Annotated in this window: 20 protein-coding genes; all 20 read left to right on the forward strand. The window is 42.2% G+C overall.

Annotated elements, in window-relative coordinates:
- A partial coding sequence (locus VK080_RS05725) for a MiaB/RimO family radical SAM methylthiotransferase (RefSeq protein ID WP_324223808.1) occupies positions 1–919 on the forward strand: 919 nt, incomplete at its 5' end.
- Positions 920–1013: 94 nt separating this feature from the next.
- Positions 1014–1679: a deoxyribose-phosphate aldolase gene (gene deoC, locus VK080_RS05730; RefSeq protein ID WP_324223809.1), complete on the forward strand. Its 666-nt coding sequence runs from the start codon at positions 1014–1016 to the stop codon at positions 1677–1679.
- Positions 1680–1823: 144 nt separating this feature from the next.
- Entirely contained in the window at positions 1824–1997 is a 174-nt protein-coding gene (gene rpsU / locus VK080_RS05735) for a 30S ribosomal protein S21 (protein ID WP_324223810.1), read from the forward strand.
- Between the two features lie 18 nt (positions 1998–2015).
- On the forward strand, positions 2016–2462 hold the full coding sequence (locus VK080_RS05740) for a GatB/YqeY domain-containing protein (protein WP_324223811.1): 447 nt from the start codon (positions 2016–2018) through the stop codon (positions 2460–2462).
- A gap of 170 nt (positions 2463–2632) precedes the next feature.
- Positions 2633–3967 (forward strand): nodulation protein NfeD, encoded by a 1335-nt coding sequence (locus VK080_RS05745; protein ID WP_324223812.1) that lies wholly within the window; start codon positions 2633–2635, stop codon positions 3965–3967.
- A 25-nt stretch (positions 3968–3992) separates the two neighbouring features.
- Complete coding sequence (floA, locus tag VK080_RS05750) at positions 3993–4994, forward strand: flotillin-like protein FloA (protein ID WP_324223813.1); 1002 nt, start codon at positions 3993–3995, stop codon at positions 4992–4994.
- Positions 4995–5021: 27 nt separating this feature from the next.
- Entirely contained in the window at positions 5022–5507 is a 486-nt protein-coding gene (locus tag VK080_RS05755) for a hypothetical protein (RefSeq protein ID WP_324223814.1), read from the forward strand.
- A gap of 113 nt (positions 5508–5620) precedes the next feature.
- On the forward strand, positions 5621–5935 hold the full coding sequence (gene yqfC, locus VK080_RS05760) for a sporulation protein YqfC (protein WP_324223815.1): 315 nt from the start codon (positions 5621–5623) through the stop codon (positions 5933–5935).
- A gap of 225 nt (positions 5936–6160) precedes the next feature.
- Positions 6161–7387, forward strand: a complete 1227-nt coding sequence (gene yqfD / locus VK080_RS05765; RefSeq protein WP_324223816.1) for a sporulation protein YqfD — start codon at positions 6161–6163, stop codon at positions 7385–7387.
- Positions 7388–7389: 2 nt separating this feature from the next.
- The gene (locus tag VK080_RS05770) at positions 7390–8349 is read left to right on the forward strand and encodes a PhoH family protein (RefSeq protein WP_324223817.1); all 960 of its coding nucleotides are present in this window, start codon (positions 7390–7392) and stop codon (positions 8347–8349) included.
- Between the two features lie 76 nt (positions 8350–8425).
- Positions 8426–10570: an HD family phosphohydrolase gene (locus tag VK080_RS05775; RefSeq protein WP_324223818.1), complete on the forward strand. Its 2145-nt coding sequence runs from the start codon at positions 8426–8428 to the stop codon at positions 10568–10570.
- Complete coding sequence (gene ybeY / locus VK080_RS05780; RefSeq protein ID WP_324223819.1) at positions 10570–11034, forward strand: rRNA maturation RNase YbeY; 465 nt, start codon at positions 10570–10572, stop codon at positions 11032–11034. The genes VK080_RS05775 and ybeY overlap by 1 nt, the downstream gene beginning before the upstream one ends.
- Positions 11012–11392: a diacylglycerol kinase family protein gene (locus VK080_RS05785; RefSeq protein ID WP_324223820.1), complete on the forward strand. Its 381-nt coding sequence runs from the start codon at positions 11012–11014 to the stop codon at positions 11390–11392. The genes ybeY and VK080_RS05785 overlap by 23 nt, the downstream gene beginning before the upstream one ends.
- 151 nt (positions 11393–11543) lie before the next feature.
- The gene (gene era / locus VK080_RS05790) at positions 11544–12446 is read left to right on the forward strand and encodes a GTPase Era (protein ID WP_324223821.1); all 903 of its coding nucleotides are present in this window, start codon (positions 11544–11546) and stop codon (positions 12444–12446) included.
- Between the two features lie 81 nt (positions 12447–12527).
- Positions 12528–12674 carry a YqzL family protein gene (locus tag VK080_RS05795; RefSeq protein ID WP_324223822.1) on the forward strand — a complete coding sequence of 49 codons (147 nt, stop codon included), beginning with the start codon at positions 12528–12530 and terminating at the stop codon, positions 12672–12674.
- Between the two features lie 25 nt (positions 12675–12699).
- Positions 12700–13443, forward strand: a complete 744-nt coding sequence (gene recO, locus VK080_RS05800) for a DNA repair protein RecO (RefSeq protein WP_324223823.1) — start codon at positions 12700–12702, stop codon at positions 13441–13443.
- A gap of 426 nt (positions 13444–13869) precedes the next feature.
- The gene (gene glyQ / locus VK080_RS05805; RefSeq protein WP_324223824.1) at positions 13870–14748 is read left to right on the forward strand and encodes a glycine--tRNA ligase subunit alpha; all 879 of its coding nucleotides are present in this window, start codon (positions 13870–13872) and stop codon (positions 14746–14748) included.
- The gene (glyS, locus tag VK080_RS05810; protein ID WP_324223825.1) at positions 14748–16832 is read left to right on the forward strand and encodes a glycine--tRNA ligase subunit beta; all 2085 of its coding nucleotides are present in this window, start codon (positions 14748–14750) and stop codon (positions 16830–16832) included. The genes glyQ and glyS overlap by 1 nt, the downstream gene beginning before the upstream one ends.
- A gap of 88 nt (positions 16833–16920) precedes the next feature.
- The gene (locus VK080_RS05815) at positions 16921–17550 is read left to right on the forward strand and encodes a helix-turn-helix transcriptional regulator (RefSeq protein ID WP_324223826.1); all 630 of its coding nucleotides are present in this window, start codon (positions 16921–16923) and stop codon (positions 17548–17550) included.
- Between the two features lie 15 nt (positions 17551–17565).
- Entirely contained in the window at positions 17566–18366 is an 801-nt protein-coding gene (locus VK080_RS05820; RefSeq protein WP_324223827.1) for a pyruvate, water dikinase regulatory protein, read from the forward strand.
- The last annotated feature ends 359 nt before the right edge of the window (positions 18367–18725 follow it).

Below are 18725 nucleotides of genomic sequence, written 5' to 3' on the forward strand. Positions count from 1 at the left end.
ATCTTTAAAAATTCAGGAAGGCTGCAATAACTTCTGCACATTTTGTATCATTCCTTGGTCGAGAGGCTTACTCCGGTCGAGGGATCCTGAAAATGTCATCAAGCAGGCTCAAAAACTGGTTGATGCGGGCTATAAAGAGATTGTGCTGACCGGCATTCATACGGCTGGTTATGGTGAAGACATGAATGATTATAATTTTGCCAAACTGCTTAGGCAGCTTGAGGCCGAGGTTAAAGGTCTGAAACGGATCCGTATTTCATCAATTGAAGCAAGCCAGATTACCGATGAAGTCATTGAGGTTTTGGATAAATCGGAAAAAATTGTCCGTCATCTGCATATTCCGCTGCAGGCTGGGTCTGATAGTGTGCTGCATCGAATGCGCAGAAAATATTCAACGGAATATTATAAGCAGAAAGTGGAGAAAATCCGCCGTGCATTACCTGGACTTGCGATTACATCAGATGTTATTGTTGGTTTCCCGGGTGAAACGGAAGAAGAATTTATGGAGACGTATCAATTTGTAAAAGATATCGGCTATTCAGAGCTGCATGTTTTTCCGTTCTCAAGGCGGACTGGCACACCTGCCGCCCGTATGACGGATCAGGTTGACGATGATGTTAAAAATGAACGTGTTAACAGAATGATTGAACTGTCAAATCAGCTTGCCAAAGAATATGCATCCAATTATGAAGACGACGTGCTTGAGGTCATTCCGGAAGAACATGTGAACGAAACTGGGGAGAACATACTTCAAGGTTACACCGATAATTATTTGAAAGTCCGGTTTAACGGTTCGAAAGATTTAATCGGTAAAATTGTCCGTGTGAAAATTAACCAGGCAGGTTATCCTTATAATGAAGGAACGTTTGTGAGGGTAATGGATGATGCACCAAATGAAAGTGTTGAAATGACATCCTGATTCCCGAACAACCCGGAAATGTCATCTTTTCTGGTGAAACCCGGCAGCATACTACTGGCGAAAATTGAAAACATCAAAAGGACGTGAACGATTTATGAATCTTGCTGAATACATTGACCATACACAGTTAAAACCGGATACAACGAAAGAAAAGATTGCTCAAATTGTTAACGAGGCACGTAAACATCGTTTTGCTTCTGTTTGTGTCAATCCATATTGGGTACCATATTGTTATGACAATCTGAAAGACACGGATGTTAACGTGTGCACCGTCATCGGATTTCCACTGGGAGCCACCTCAACGTCGGCCAAAGTATCCGAAACGAAGCTGGCGATTGATGATGGGGCAACAGAAGTTGATATGGTCATCAATATCGGTGAACTGAAGTCAGGCAATGATGAGGCGGTCCAGCGGGATATCGAAGCCGTTGTTGAAGCAGCGAAAGGGCGTGCTTTGACAAAGGTGATTATTGAAACTTCTCTGCTGACCAATGATGAAAAAGTAAGGGCATGCCAATCAGCAAAAGCAGCAGGTGCTGATTTTGTCAAAACATCGACAGGCTTTTCCGGTGGCGGTGCCACAGTGGAAGATGTGAAGTTAATGCGGGATACAGTTGGCAGCGAGATGGGTATAAAGGCTTCAGGCGGTGTCCGTGATCTGCAAGGGGCAAAAGCAATGATTGAGGCCGGCGCAACACGTATTGGCGCGAGCGCCGGTGTCGATATCATAGCTGATGAAACAGGTACATCCGACGATTAATTATTGACTAAATGTTAGCATTAAACAATATTTAAGTTGACCTGGTTATCCTGTTATATTATAATAAGCAAAGACATGTAATATATTTGATACATGTCTTTGCTTTTATTTTTTGTTTTGTGCTTCGGAGGGAGGGAAATTAGCATGTCAAATACAACTCGCGTTCGTAAAAACGAGTCTCTTGAAGATGCTCTTCGTCGCTTTAAACGCAACGTATCCAAAAATGGTACATTGAAGGAATACCGCAAGCGTGAACATTATGAAAAACCAAGCGTACGACGCAAGAAAAAGTCTGAAGCTGCCAGAAAACGCAGATAGTAAAGAAGGTGCAAGTCCATGACATTAGTTGAACAGCTGAACCAGGATATGAAGCAGGCTATGAAGAACAAGGAAAAAGATAGACTTGCGGTTATACGTATGTTAAAAGCTTCCTTACAAAACGAGTCAATTAAACTCGGCAATAAAAATCTGTCAGAAGACGAGGAATTAACAGTACTTTCAAGAGAAATGAAGCAAAGGAAGGATTCCCTCCAAGAGTTTAAATCGGCTGAACGCGATGATCTTGTTGACAAACTTGAAATCGAAATAAATGTTATCAAGGCTTACATGCCCCAGCAGCTGTCAGAAGAAGAGCTGGAGGAGATTGTGAAGGCCACTATCCGGGAAGTCAATGCGACTTCCAAAAAAGATATGGGCAAAGTGATGAGTACAATCATGCCGAAAGTCAAAGGTCAGGCAGATGGCGCACAGATTAATAAACTCGTTCAAAAACACTTGAATTAATTTTTAAAGGTCTTGCCATTTTCGGCAAGACCTTTTTGCATAAGTTTATCAGTGGCTACCAATTTTCCTGTCAGTTATGTTACGATTTACTTATCATACATATATTGAAACCATTGATACATACAAAACGTAGGAATAATTGCCGGGTTCATTAGAGAGGGGGAATTCGTTTGTATGATGGCAGACGCAGGCCGCTCAGACTGTTTATATTGCTGGTTGTTGTGATATGTTCCTTGTTCAATCTGGTTTCTTCTGCTCATGCTGAAGATAACGGCAGCGGGAAACTGGTTTATGTTATCCCGATTGAGAACGAAGTGGAAAAAGGACTTGAAGCATTCCTTTCCCGTACGACGGAAGAGGCTGTAGAAGAAGGTGCAGATCACATTATTTTCGAAATTGATACCCCGGGTGGCGCTGTAGATGCTGCTGAACAAATTGGTGAGTTATTGCAAAATTTGGAATTGGAAACGACATCTTTCATTGTCAATCGGGCATTATCTGCAGGCTCCTATATTGCATTAAATACGGATAATATTTACATGAAGCCTCAAGCCACTATGGGAGCAAGTGGCGTTATTAACCAGGATGGGACTGCTGCAGATAAGAAAGCCCAATCAGCATGGCTGTCAGCGATGAGAAGCGCAGCAGAGTCAAAAGGAAGAGATCCCCTTTACGCAGCGGCAATGGCCGATCCAAGCATTGATCTTCCGGAATATGCTGCTGAAGAAGGCAAGTACCTGACATTAGGACCTAGTTCTGCTAAAGAAGTCGGTTATTCAAACGGTACTGCAGAGGACCGTACTGAGGTTCTGGAAGCGTTGGGACTGGATAATGCAACTGTCGTGGAAAAGGAATTGACCATTTCTGAGCAACTAGCACGGTTTATTACCAACCCTGTTATAGTACCAATTCTATTGTCGATTGCCAGCATAGGTTTGGTCGTTGAATTGTTCTCTCCAGGTTTTGGCATTCCTGGTATTATGGGAGTATTGGCATTAATTCTGTTCTTTTTTGGGCATGTGGTTGCCGGACTTGCTGGGATGGAGGCCGTCATATTGCTGATTTTAGGTGTTGGCTTAATTATCGCAGAGCTATTTTTACCCGGAGGCATTGCAGGTTTAATAGGTGTTGCTGCGATTATTGGGTCATTGGTTATGTCCGGCCAGGATATAGGACACATGGCCATGAGTATCAGTATCGCATTGATCGTGACGATTATTGCTGCTGTTATCCTGTTTAAGACGATGGGAGGGGATAAAGGATTCTTCCGCCGTATGGTATTAACCGATCAGACGTCATCGGAACTGGGTTATGTCTCTTATGAAAATCGTTTGGAATTAATTGGTCTGGAGGGCAGAACACTGACCCCTCTGCGCCCATCAGGCAGTGCATTGTTTGGCGACGAACGACTGGATGTTGTATCAGAGGGTGGATTCATTGAAAAAGATAGAAAGGTTAGAGTGGTCAAAGTGGAAGGTGTTCGAATCGTTGTAAGAGAAGTATAACATATGAAAAATAGGAGGAATTTGCATGGGGATTGAACAACTGATGCCGATTATTATAATCGCGATCATTTTGATTGTTCTTGCGGTATTATTTACGTTTATTCCAGTGATGCTGTGGATCAGTGCTCTGGCAGCGGGAGTAAAAGTTGGCATATTTACACTTGTCGGGATGCGTTTGCGTCGGGTTGTACCGTCAAGAGTAATTAATCCATTGATCAAAGCACATAAAGCGGGATTGGACGTTTCAACGAATCAGTTGGAGAGCCATTACCTTGCGGGTGGTAATGTTGATCGGGTGGTCAATGCGCTGATTGCTGCCCACCGTGCTAATATCGAACTGTCATTTGAACGGACAGCTGCCATTGATCTGGCCGGCCGTGATGTATTGGATGCTGTGGGAATGAGTGTTAATCCTAAAGTTATTGAGACACCGTTTATTGCTGGGATTGCAATGGATGGAATCGAAGTGAAAGCAAAGGCGCGGATTACAGTGCGGGCCAATATTGACCGGCTTGTCGGTGGTGCCGGAGAAGATACGGTCATTGCCCGTGTCGGTGAAGGGGTCGTCAGTACAATCGGCAGTTCGGAAGCCCATACTGCTGTTTTGGAAAATCCTGATTCTATCTCGCACAATGTGTTAGGAAAAGGTTTGGACTCGGGGACAGCGTTTGAAATACTGTCGATTGATATTGCTGATGTGGATATCGGCAAAAACATCGGTGCCATCTTGCAGACAGACCAGGCTGAAGCTGATAAAAATATCGCGCAGGCCAAAGCTGAAGAAAGACGTGCGATGGCTGTGGCACAAGAGCAAGAAATGGTTGCCCGTGTTGAAGAAATGCGTGCAAAAGTTGTGGAAGCAGAAGCTGATGTACCACGTGCACTCGCCGAAGCATTACGTTCAGGCAATATGGGTGTCATGGATTACATGAATTATAAAAACATTGATGCTGATACAGATATGCGCGATACAATCGGGAAACTGACACAGGATGATGAAGAAAATGATGACAATAATAACCAGTAATGTGTCAGTTTTTGACCAAGGAGGGTTATGATGGAAGTTATTTTAGTTATTCTTGGCATCATCGCAGCGGTTTCAAGTTTTTTCAAGGATAGCGAGGATACCGATACACCAATACCCAAACGAAGAAACAATTCGCCAAGACCAACACCAACACCCTCCGGCGGTGGAGGAAGCCGCAGCAGCGCGCAGAACACACAAGATGAATCCAGGTCACAGACGACGATACCTGCAGATTCGATAGAAGAACAGCAGTATGAACAGCGCAAACAGCTGGCTGAACGGATGAACACGATGGAATACCGGGATACACAGTCGGAACATGACGCAATCAGCCATCATCATACTCGAAAGCCAGGAAGCAATTTATCGTCTGAAGAACGGAGACTAAAAAAACGCATGAACAATAATTTAACCCGAACTGGTTTAATCAATGGCATTATCATGTCTGAGGTGTTGGGACAGCCAAGAGCAGTCAGACCCTATCGTAATATTGTTGCGCAGCGAAAAAAATAAAATAATAATCATGAACCAATATCAGGCAAGCTGGAAACTGCCTGGTATTGGTTCTTTTTTGTTCTTATCCTGCCTTTAAATTCATAATCATATTGTGAGAGGGGGCCTCATCAGTGAAGAAATGGCAACAGCGGATCAGGCCATGGCTGGCAAAGTCATTTTCACTTCCTTCAGATGTCATGATGGAGTTACCAAGGGTTACGATGATTGGTCAGCTTCACGTCTATATTGAGAATCATCAAGGTTTAATGGTTTATTCCGATTCAGAACTGAGACTTAAATCAAATAAGGGCTATATTCAGATCAAAGGGTCTTCTTTTGTATTGAAAATGATGTTGCCTGAAGAAATCTTATTGGAAGGGACAATCGACGAAGTGAAATTTGTCCCACATATAACGGACAGTAATCCGCCAAAAGACGGCGGCTAACTGTCCCTAAATGTCCGATTCGGTTCAACTAACATCAACAGGGAAGAACGCCCTGTTGAATGAAGTTTCACTTTATCCCACATATAACGGACAGTAATCCGCCAAAGGACGGCGGCTAACTGCCCCTAAATGTCCGATTCGGTTCAACTAACATTCAACAGGGAAGAACGCCCTGTTGAATGAGTTTCACTTTATCCCAGACTAATCCGATATTAGGAGGAAGAAATGAAACATATACAGGGTTCTTCAGTGACAGGGTATATAACTGTTTTAGTAAAAGGCAGGCAGCCTGAATTATTTTTTCAAAAATGTATCGAACAGGACATTCTCGTTTGGAACGTCGAGAAAAAATCAGAAACTGTCTGTGCCGGCAATATTAAATTAAAGGATTATTCTAACTTAAAAAAGATACGACGCGGGACTGACTACAAGTTAACGTTTACAAATAAACGCGGCTTTCCTTTTCTGATCAGACATTTCATTCGAAAGAGGGAACTGCTTGCAGGTCTTTTATTAAGTATCCTGCTCATATTTTTCTTGTCGAATATTATTTGGGAAGTCAGAATAACGGGTGTCCCAAAAGATATTGAAAAGAAAATAAGTGACCAGCTGACAGAATATGGCATCCATCAGGGTACATGGGCTTTCACCCTGGATTCACCAAGTGACATTCAGCAGCGATTAATAAATGATATACCCGAGTTATTATGGGTGGGCATTCAGCAAAACGGGACAAGCTTTGTGCTGGAAGGTGTGGAGAAAACAATCGTCGAAGAGGAGGAAGTTGAAGGTCCAAGAAACCTTGTCGCAGCCAAAAAAGGTGTGATCGAAAACATGTATGTTTCCAAGGGCCAACCCAGGGTACAAGTGAATGATTTTGTCGAGCCCGGAGATGTCCTTGTTTCGGGCAAAATCCAATTTTCAAACGAAAATGAAGGTGACGAGGATGATGAAAAAAAGGACGAAACGTACAAATTGATTGCTGCAGAAGGGGAAGTTACTGCGAAAACGTGGTATGAAACTGAAGTTACGATACCACTTAAAGCCAATCATGAGCATGTGACCGGCAATACAGAAACGAAATATCATTTAAAAATCGGTGGCCTCGAATTTCCTGTTTGGGGATTTGGTGAACCAGAGTACAGTGAAATCCATCGCGAACGTTATGAAAAAGATCTTTATTTGTTCAACTGGAAACTGCCGATAACGTTAATGGAAACGACTTTAAGGGAAAAGCGCTATCAGGAAACGAAACGAAGCAAGCCGGAAGCGGTTGATATTGGAATCAGGCAGGCAAAAAAAGAACTCCAGTTAAGGCTGGGCCCTGAAGCAGATATAATTTCTGAAAATATTTTGCAAGAAACTACCGAGAATGGTAAAGTTAAATTAATCTTATATATAGCTGTTGAAGAAAATATTGTTAAACAGGAACCAATAGACCAAGGAGATTGATTATGCCGAATAACTTGAAAACAATCGAGTTACAGCTTGAAGGACCAAATGAAGCCTTGGCTTTATTTGGAACAAATGATAAATATTTAAAACAGATTGAGGAGCTGCTGAATGTTTCAATTGTCACCAGAGGCGAACAAGTAAGTGTTTCAGGCAGTAACAAAAGCATAGCATTGGCAGAAGAAATCCTGTTGACCTTATTATCGGTTGTTAGAAAGGGATTGGATCTTACCGAGCGAGATGTTGTCTATGCGGTTGACTTGGCTGAAAAAGGGAAGATTAACCAATTTGAAACCCTCTTTGAGGATGAGATAACCAAGAATGCAAAAGGAAAACCGATTCGTGTCCAGACCTTAGGACAGAAGTGTTATATTGATGCCATCAAGTCTGATGATCTTGTCTTTGGTATTGGCCCGGCTGGCACCGGTAAAACATATCTTGCTGTTGTGATGGCAGTGCATGCCCTGAAAACCGGAGAAGTCAAACGAATCATTTTAACCCGTCCTGCAGTCGAAGCCGGGGAAAGTTTAGGATTCCTTCCCGGCGATTTAAAAGAAAAAGTGGATCCGTATTTACGGCCTTTATACGATGCATTGCATGATGTGTTTGGCAGCGAACATACCTTGAGGCTGATCGAGCGTGACACAATTGAGATCGCACCATTGGCCTATATGCGCGGACGGACACTTGATGATGCTTTTGTTATTTTGGATGAGGCCCAGAATACCACACCTGAACAAATGAAAATGTTTTTAACGCGGCTGGGATTTGGATCAAAAATGGTTATTAATGGTGACATAACCCAGATTGATCTGCCTAATGGTTCAGAATCAGGGTTGCAAGTGGCGAGCCGGATTTTAAAACATGTGGATGGTATTTCATTTATTCACTTAAATGAAACAGATGTCGTACGGCACCCGTTAGTACAGAAGATCATTAGCGCCTATGAAAAAGCAACGTGAAGGACAGGAAAGTGTAAGACCCCGAGAACAGCGGGTCTTATTTCTATATTAGTCTACGGTTGCGGGAGGGATCATAATGAAATGGCTTCATCACATCGCCTCATTTATCAAAACGATATGGACCAAATGGATGATGATATTGTTAACGGTCATGCTTTTTGGTATTCTCGTTTTCCTTGTTACCGTCCCGAATGTTTTGAGTGAAACATACGATATTGAACGGTTCACAAGTGCTAATGAAACAATCCGTTCTCCCGTGACACTCGAAAATGAACAGGAAACTGAGCGGAAAACCAGGAAGGCTGTTCAATCTGTTGAAGATCGGTTTAATATTTCCAGTGAAATAACCGAAGAACGTATTGCGTATATTGAAGAAGTGTTTGATGCCGTCACAATGTTGAATCAGACTGGAAATCAGCATCATGAACCGGAACCCGCAAACGAAAATACAAATGACAAAGCAGAACCCCGGAATAAGTTAGACCGGTTAAAGCAGTTGTTATCGCCGGAAATAACAGAATCTATCAACGATGGTGTATTGAACGAACTGTTGAATGCTGAGCCTGAGGAACTCGAGAGGGCTAGGGAACTGCTTGTCAGTTCCGTGAATAATGTGATGGAAGATGGAATCAGGGCTGAAAATATTCAGCGTGCACAATCTGACGTGAATCAAAGTATTCAATTTACAGATTTGAGTCAAGAGATGAAAACAGCATTGACCGGGTTGGCTGAATTTGCGGTGGCCGAAAATTCTTTTTTCGATGCTGAAAAAACAGCAGAAGCCCGTAAAGAGGCGGCCAACAATATAGATCCTGTTGTTATCCGGGCAGGTGAAGTGATTGTCAGGGAAGGGGAGACCATTACAAACGAAATTTATGAGGAATTGGAACTTGTTGGTGTTTTGGATAATCAGCTGAATATGTTTCCCGTTATTGGGTTAGCGCTTCTGATATTTCTCATCATGATTGTCCTTATTTATGAGCTGAATATTCTGGCTAAACATGATGGGCTGGACAAAAAGAAACTGGCTGCCATATTTTTTATCAGTTTGATTGTTATGGCACTTATGAAAATCGCCAGTCTGTATACAACCTCTGTCAACCAGTTATTTTTTGCTGTACCGGTGGCTGTGGGAGCTCTGCTGGTGAAGCAATTGCTTGATGAGAGGCTTGCGGTTGTGCTGTCTATTGTTTATGCGATTCTGGGAAGTATCATTTTTAATGGGCAGATCCCCGGTTCGCTCAATGTCGAAGCAGGTCTTTATTTCCTGTTTTCACAGATTGCCGGAATCATTTTTATTGGCAATGTAAAGGATCGTCTTGCTGTCTTAAAAGCGGGTTTCGGGATGGCTGTCATTAATATTATAACTATACTGCTATTTTTATTCCTCTCCATTGAAAAATATGCCTGGACAGACTTCTTACAGCCGTCAGGTTATGGCGTGATTGCAGCATTTTTATCGGTGGTACTGACAATTGGCCTCTTACCGTTTTTTGAGACCGGATTGGGAATACTATCAGATTATAAATTGCTCTCACTTGCAAAACCCAATCACCCTTTGCTCCGGAAAATACTGACTGAAGCGCCCGGGACATATCATCATTCGGTAATGGTGGCGAACCTTAGTGAAACAGCATGTGAAGCAATTGGGGCAAATGGACTGCTGGCACGGGTTGGGGCTTATTATCATGATGTTGGAAAAAGTATCGCACCGCACTACTTTATTGAAAATCAGATGGCCATCAAAAACCCGCACGATGTTTTGGATCCCTATCAGAGTGCAGACATTATTATCAGCCATCCGTACGATGGAGCCAGGATCTTAAAAGACCATAAAATGCCAAAAGAGATTGTTGATATTGCCATGCAGCATCACGGCACAACACTGCTCAAATATTTTTATCATAAAGAACGGGAAAAAAATAAACTTACTAAAGAAGAAGCTTTCAGGTATCCTGGACCAAAACCGCAGACAAAGGAGGCGGCTCTCATTTGTATTTGTGATTCTGTAGAGGCAGCTGTCAGATCGTTAACGGAACCCACAGAGGATAAAATTGAGGAGATTGTCGCATCAATTGTAAACGATCGTCTAATGGATGGGCAATTGAATGAATGTCCGCTTACATTAAAAGAACTGGATGAAGTGCATCGGACCATTTGTGAAACATTGAAAGGGTTCTTTCATTCCAGAATTCAATATCCTATCAAGGAGGCTAAATAATGCATATTGATTTTCATGATCAGACAAAATCTGTACCTGCCGATTACATTGATTTGCTGCAGCGTCTGCTTATGTTTACGGCAGAAAAAGAAACAGTTGCCAGTCAGGCCGAACTTTCAGTAACATTTGTAAGTAATCAGGAAATCAAAGAAATTAATCGGAACTATCGCCAGCAAGACAGACCAACCGATGTCATCTCGTTTGCGATGCAGGAAAAAGTGAGTAACGAGATGGATATTGTCGGTGAAGACCTTCCGCTCGTTCTGGGTGACATTGTCATTTCTGTTGATAAGGCGAAAGAACAAGCGGAAGAATTTGGTCATTCTTTGGAAAGGGAATTAAGCTTTCTGACTGTTCATGGCTTTCTTCATCTCCTCGGTTACGATCATATGAATCAGACAGACGAAGCAGAAATGTTCGGGAAACAGGAAGCTATATTAGGTGAATTTGGCATTGGACGATAAACAAGGCAAGTCATTGTTTGGTTTTACACATGCATGTAACGGCCTCAAGTCAGTTATCAGGACAGAAAGAAATTTCAGGATCCATCTTGTGATAGCTTTCGGTGTCATACTGGCTGGTCTCGTATTCCGTTTAGCGATTATAAAGTGGTTAATGATCATATTTGCGATCGGATTAGTTTTAATCACTGAAATGCTGAATACCGCGATTGAAAAAATGCTGGATTATTTAAAACCGGATATACATCCGTCTGCAAAAATGATCAAGGATATTGCAGCAGGTGCTGTCCTGGTATCTGCAATCATTGCTGCTGTTATCGGACTGATCGTTTTTATTCCTGAATTCGATTCATTACTTTAATGGTTATACAAAACGTTTTTTGTCACGTTATGTTGGAAAAACAGTTCTTTTCAAAGGTTTTGTCCAATCGAATGAAACCTGCTTGATTTTATAGTATGATAAAAAATATCACTAGAAATCATAAGTTAAATCACATCTCGGAGGATACAACATGGCAGACAATTTCAAATCAGGCTTTATTGCCATTATTGGCAGGCCAAATGTCGGTAAATCAACCTTTATGAATAAGATGATCGGACAAAAAATAGCCATCATGAGTGATAAAGCACAAACAACACGAAATCGAATACAAGGTGTGCTTACGACGGATGATACACAACTTGTATTCATCGATACACCCGGCATTCATAAACCAAAGCACCGTTTGGGTGATTTCATGGTCAAGGTAGCGGAAAATACTTTAAATGAAGTGGATGCCGTGCTGTTTATGGTCAATGCCAAAGAAGGTTATGGCAAAGGGGATCAATACATATTGGATCGTCTGCAGCAAGTCAAGCGACCGGTTTTTTTAGTCATCAATAAAATTGACTTGGTACATCCCGACGCATTATTGCCTCTGATTGATCATTACAAGGATAAATGCGATTTTGAGGAAATAATCCCTATTTCTGCACTGCAAGGGAGTAATCTGACCCATTTGGTCGATGAATTGAAAAAGCATATTCCAGAAGGACCGCAATACTATCCTGAAGATCATGTGACCGATCAACCCGAGCGGTTCATTATCAGTGAATTGATACGTGAAAAGGTGCTGGCATTTACCAGGGAAGAAGTGCCCCACTCAATTGCAGTCGTGCTTGAGAATATGGAAGAAAGACCATCAAATACTGTTTTTATCCAGGCAACGATCGTGACCGAACGTCATACACAAAAAGGGATTATAATTGGCAAACAAGGCACGATGCTGAAAAATATCGGCAAAAAAGCCCGAAGCGATATTGAAGCACTGCTCGGTTCCAAGGTTTATCTTGATCTTTGGGTAAAAGTCCGGGAAGATTGGCGCAACAGGCAGTCTCAGCTTCATGAATTCGGTTTCCGGAGTGATGAATATTAAACATGGTAAATTTTAAAACTCATTGATTCAGCGCCTATGGAAAATCTAATAGTGAACACATTATGAAAGGCGGGGTTTCTTGTGATCGACTTTACCTGGAAATTATTCAGTCAAACAGGGAACATTGAAACCTATTTGTTATTTAAAGAACTGGAAAAAAGGGAATCAATTGAACAAAACAATAATCGACAGAATGATAAGAGGACTTCCCTGAACACAAAATCATAGTCAATCATCAAGAAGGTGATACTGTTTGCTCGAAAAAATGCAGGGTATTGTCATGAAAACACAGGATTATGGTGAATCGCACAAAATTGTTACGATATTCAGTAATAAAGCAGGAAAAATTTCTGCAATAGCCAAAGGTGCAAAAAAACCAAAAAGCAGAATGGCTGCAGTAACGCAGCCATTCATCTTTGGAGATTATTTTGTCTATCTGAATTCCGGACTGAGCACCATACAGCAAGGTGATGTTATTGATTCACTGCGCCGTATCAGGGAAGATATTATCAAAACAGCATATGCATCCTATATCGTTGAGATGACTGATAAGCTGACAGACTCCCATTCGCCTGACCAATATGTTTTTAATCAGCTCTACCAGACATTGAATTGGATAGCCGAACATGAAGATGCTGATATCCCAATCATGATGTATGAATTAAAACTGTTTAAGAAAGGCGGTTTTGCACCGACCGTTGACAAATGTGTAAATTGCGGCAGCAAAAACGAACCCTTTGCTTTTTCAATAGCAGAAGGCGGTTTGCTTTGTCCAGAGTGTAAACATATAGACCCGAATTCAATTGCGCTGCCGAATAACCTTGCCCGTTTGTTCCATGTATTTTCTGAAGTTGAATTGGAGCGGGTTGGCACCATATCGGTAAAACCAGGAAACAAAAAGTTGCTGCGTGATATTTTGGATGCCTATTACGATCAATACGGAGGATACTATCTCAAATCGAAGCGATTTCTGAAGCAATTGGATAAGCTGGAGTAGATTATTTCCTTGACAATAAAGGAGCTATGTCGTAATATTTCTGTACATAATTTTAACAGATTCAAGCATTGTGACGATGGAGAGGAGTACTTATTACCCCTGTTTCGAGCGAGTCCGGGATGGTGGAAGCCGGATAACGGGGTATAAGGAATGGCGCTCCTGAACAATGATGATAAAGCGGCTCTAGTGAAAAGAGAGCAAATAGGGTGGAACCGCGGATTAACCCCCGTCCCTATGTCGGTCAGTCTGACATAGGGACGGGGGTTTTTGTTTCCAACGCTCAAAGCATTCTAAGGAAAAAACTTCAGTACTCATTATAAGACGTGACTAAACCTGAGTATCTTAAGGCTCTGTAATCTTTTCTTCGATTTCGGGGAATTGACGGTTCAGATCCCTCAAAAGTTTGGAATGGAGGATGTTGTAATCATGACAATTCAGGAAATGATTTTAACACTGCAAAAACATTGGTCAGATCAAAATTGTATCCTAATGCAGGCGTATGATGTGGAAAAAGGGGCAGGAACCATGTCGCCAATGACGCTGCTCAGAAGTCTTGGCCCGGAACCATGGAATGTGGCATATGTTGAACCATCACGGCGTCCTGCTGATGGCAGATACGGTCAGAATCCGAACCGTCTGTACCAGCACCATCAATTTCAAGTCATCATGAAACCATCACCGGATAATATCCAGGATTTGTACTTGGATTCATTGAAAGCACTGGGCATTAATCCACTGGAGCATGATATCCGCTTTGTCGAGGATAATTGGGAAAATCCGACCCTTGGTGCTGCTGGACTGGGATGGGAAGTATGGCTGGATGGCATGGAGATTACCCAATTTACCTATTTTCAGCAAATCGGCGGGCTTGAAGCGAGTCCCGTATCAGTTGAGCTGACGTATGGCATTGAACGACTGGCATCCTATATTCAGGATAAAGAAAACGTCTTTGATTTGGAGTGGACAGATGGTGTCAGCGTAAATGATATTTTTTTTCAGCCGGAATATGAACATTCCAAATATACGTTTGAGGAATCTGACATAGATATGCTCTTTCAGCTATTCACGATGTATGAGAACGAAGCAAGGATCACAATGGAAAAAGGACTGGTCTTTCCGGCATATGATTATGTACTAAAATGCTCTCATACGTTTAATTTGCTTGATGCAAAAGGCGTTATTTCAGTAACTGAACGGACAGGGTATATTTCCAGGATCCGCAGCCTGGCCAGACGTATTTCCAAAGCATATGTAGCGGAAAGGGAACGGTTAGGTTTTCCAATGCTGAAGAAGGAGGCAGAATAATGGCGAAAGATATATTAGTGGAGATTGGACTTGAAGAACTTCCAGCACGATTTGTGAATGACGCAGAAAAACAGCTGCTGAATAAAACAAAAGACTGGTTTAATAATTCGCGTATTTCGTTCAGTTCCATTGAATCTTTTTCAACGCCTAGAAGACTGGCGGTACTCGTCAAAGACGCTGCCGAAGAACAGACGTCATTGGAGGAAGAAGTAAAAGGACCGGCATTAACAATCGCACAAGATGAGGATGGGAATTGGACAAAGGCGGCAGCCGGCTTCACAAAAGGACAGGGAAAAACCGTCGATGATATTTATACGAAAGATGTCAAAGGTAAGACGTATATTTTTGTCAAAAAGCAGATCATTGGCAAATCGACGCATGAATTATTGCCGGCGTTCGGTGACATTGTGACGTCCATTCAATTTCCGAAAAACATGCGCTGGGCTGAACAGTCATTGCGTTATGCACGTCCTGTCCGGTGGATTGCGGCGTTATTCGGCAACGAAGTTATTCCATTTGAAGTTGCCGGTGTCAAAAGTGACAACCTGACTTATGGTCATCGTTTTTTAGGGGAAATGGTGACGTTAACGGTACCGGCCGATTATGAACACACCCTGGAAAATGAGTATGTCATTGTCAATTCGGAAAAACGCAGGCAAATAATTAAGGATGGCCTTGAAAGAGCTGAAACTGCGTACGGCTTTAAAATTCCGGAAGATGAACCATTGCTGCAGGAAGTGTGCAACCTTGTTGAATATCCAACCGTTTTTGTCGGTTCATTTGATCAATCCTATCTGAAGTTGCCGCCTGATGTCCTGATAACGTCAATGAAAGAACATCAGCGTTATTTCCCTGTCAAATCAAAGAATGGTGAATTACTCCCATACTTTGTCGGTGTGCGAAACGGGGACGATTACGCACTTGGAACGGTTGTCAGGGGAAATGAAAAAGTGCTGCGGGCAAGGTTATCGGATGCACAGTTCTTTTTTGAAGAGGATCAGAAACAGTCAATTGATTATTATTTGGAAAAACTGGAACGGATTGTATTTCAGGAAAAACTTGGAACAATTGGGGATAAAGTCAGACGGATCACAGCCATAACACAAGAACTTTCACAATGGCTCGACCTTGATCAAGAAACCCAGCGAAATACGGTTAGAGCAGCTGAAATATGCAAGTTTGATTTGCCGACAAACATGGTCAATGAATTTACAAACCTGCAAGGGATCATCGGTGAAACGTATGCACGCAATGCAGGAGAGAAACAAGCCGTTGCTCGGGCTGTTGCAGAACACTATATGCCTGTTCAGGCAGATGGGCAATTGCCGGAGACTGCTGAAGGTGCGATCGTCAGTGTTGCGGATAAACTGGATACGATTGTCGGATGTATTGCGACGGGGTTGATCCCAAGCGGTTCCCAGGATCCTTATGGGCTGAGGAGACAGGCAACCGGTGTTTTAAAAATACTTAAAACATACAACTGGCATATAACCGTTGACTCGTTAATCAGATTGGCGGAACAGCAGTATGGCAATTTGGATCTTGAATCAGCGGAGAAAGAAAAGGCAAGAGCAGAAATCGAGCAATTTTTCAGTCACCGTTTCACATATCTGTTGAAGGAGTCAGCGATTGAAGCGGATGTTATTCAGGCTGTGCTATATAACGGAATTGGTGTGATTCCATATATGGTGGCAAAAGCTGAAAACTTATCACAAGAGCGGAATAATCCAGAATTCAAGCCGGTACAGGAGGCCCTTGTCCGGGTATTGAACCTTGCTGGTAAAACTGATCAAACGACAGTCAGTCGGTCCGTTTTTGAAACAGATTCTGAAGAAAAACTGTATGAAACTTATTTGACCGTTAAGAAAAGTTATGACCGTGCAAATAAAAAACAGGCAGCCGGGGAAGCATTACGTCAGTTAGGAAAACTTTCGCAGCCTATTCATGAATTCTTTGATCATAATATGGTGATGGCTGATGATGCATCCATTCGCCATAACCGGCTGGCACTGATTAATCATATTGCAGCTTCAATATATGATTACGCAGATTTGTCGGCAATTGAGTGGAAACAGCATTTTTAGGATGGCATTATTTCCTTTTTCACTGTGAAGCGTGTATAATATTGGGAAACAGTATGACACATTTGACAAGCAAGCAGGTGGTGAAAAAGTGGAATTATCGAATAGACAAGAACAAATTATTGAAATCGTGAAAGAAAATGGACCGATAACCGGTGAAAATATTGCCGAGCAATTGAACTTAACAAGGGCGACATTACGTCCGGATTTAGCCATTTTGACAATGGCAGGTTTCCTTGAGGCCAGACCGCGGGTTGGTTATTTTTATACAGGCAAGACAGGAACGGAATTGCTGACTGAGAAGATTAAAAAGTATAAGGTGTATGAATATCAGTCTGTACCAATTGTCGTAAAAGAGGATGCATCTGTATATGACGCCATTTCCACGATGTTTCTTGAAGATGTAGGGACGTTGTTTGTTGTCGATCAGCATTCGGTGTTAACCGGTGTTTTATCACGGAAAGATTTATTGCGGGCAAGTATCGGAAATCAGGATTTAGATGCCATTCCGGTACATATTATCATGACGAGAATGCCTAACATTACAGTCTGCTACCGGAACGATCTGCTGATTGATGCGGCTAAAAAACTGATTGATAAACAAATTGATGGCTTACCGGTCCTGAAAGAATCAGAAAAAGGTTTTGAGATTGTCGGGCGTATTACAAAAACAACCATTACAAAAGTATTCGTTGAACTGATTACGGATAAGCGATTATAAGGGAGGGCATTAACCATGCACGATAAACCACTTGTTTACGTTCTCTCCGACTCAGTGGGTGAAACGGCGGAGTTAGTAATCAAAGCGGGGTTAAGCCAATTCAATAATGGGGAATATAAAATTCAGCGAGTGCCATATGTGGAGGATAAAGAGACGATTGATGAAACATTGCAGCTGGCGGCGGAAAAAGAAGGGGTTATTGGTTTTACACTGGTGGATCCTGAGCTTCGGTCATATGTCAATGAACAGGCAAATGCCATGAATATAGAGGCAATCGATATTATGGGGCCGATGATGGATGCCATGAAACGCTCTTTTAATAGTGATCCCCGTTTGGAGCCCGGGCTGGTTCATCAATTGGATGAGGATTATTTCAAGCGTGTGGAAGCAATTGAATTCGCCGTAAAATATAACGATGGCAGGGATCCGCGTGGAATTGCACGTGCCGATATTATTTTGATTGGCGTTTCGCGTACCTCCAAGACGCCATTATCACAGTACTTAGCCCACAAACGGCTGAAGGTTGCCAATGTTCCAATCGTACCGGAAGTTGATCCTCCTGAAGAGTTGTTTGACATCAATCCCGATAAGTGCATTGGATTACGGATAAGTGCTGCGAAATTAAATGACATTCGAAAAGAACGGCTCAAAGCACTCGGATTAGGTGACCAGGCAACGTATGCCAATATGGAACGGATTCAGCAGGAACTGCAATATTTCGATGAAGTCGTAGAAAAAATCGGATGCCGCGTAGTCGACGTATCCCATAAAGCAGTTGAAGAAACAGCAAACACCATCATGCGCATGATAAAGTGAAACTGCATTCAGTGGGGCGTTTTTCCCCACTGAATGCTAGTTGAACCGAATCGGGGATTCCTTCTCCTGTTGTAACGCCTTTGTGACTTGCTTCGTACAGGCCCGAACCAAATCGGACATTTAAGGACAGCTGAAACCACCAATCTTTTGAAAACATTCTGCATCTGGCGGGATGTTTTTTGGTTGTATATGATTCATCTGAAGTTGTCAGCCGTGTGAAAATTGATGTATATCTGCTGGTTCTTACAATTTTACTATAGCATTTTTAATCATTTTGTATTATAATTATTTTTTGTGTAAAAATATACTAACAGACAACAGTACACGCTCAGATATATTCTGAAAAATAAAACATTGCG

The sequence above is a fragment of the Lentibacillus sp. genome (assembly GCF_035301925.1).
Classification (GTDB): domain Bacteria; phylum Bacillota; class Bacilli; order Bacillales; family Amphibacillaceae; genus Lentibacillus.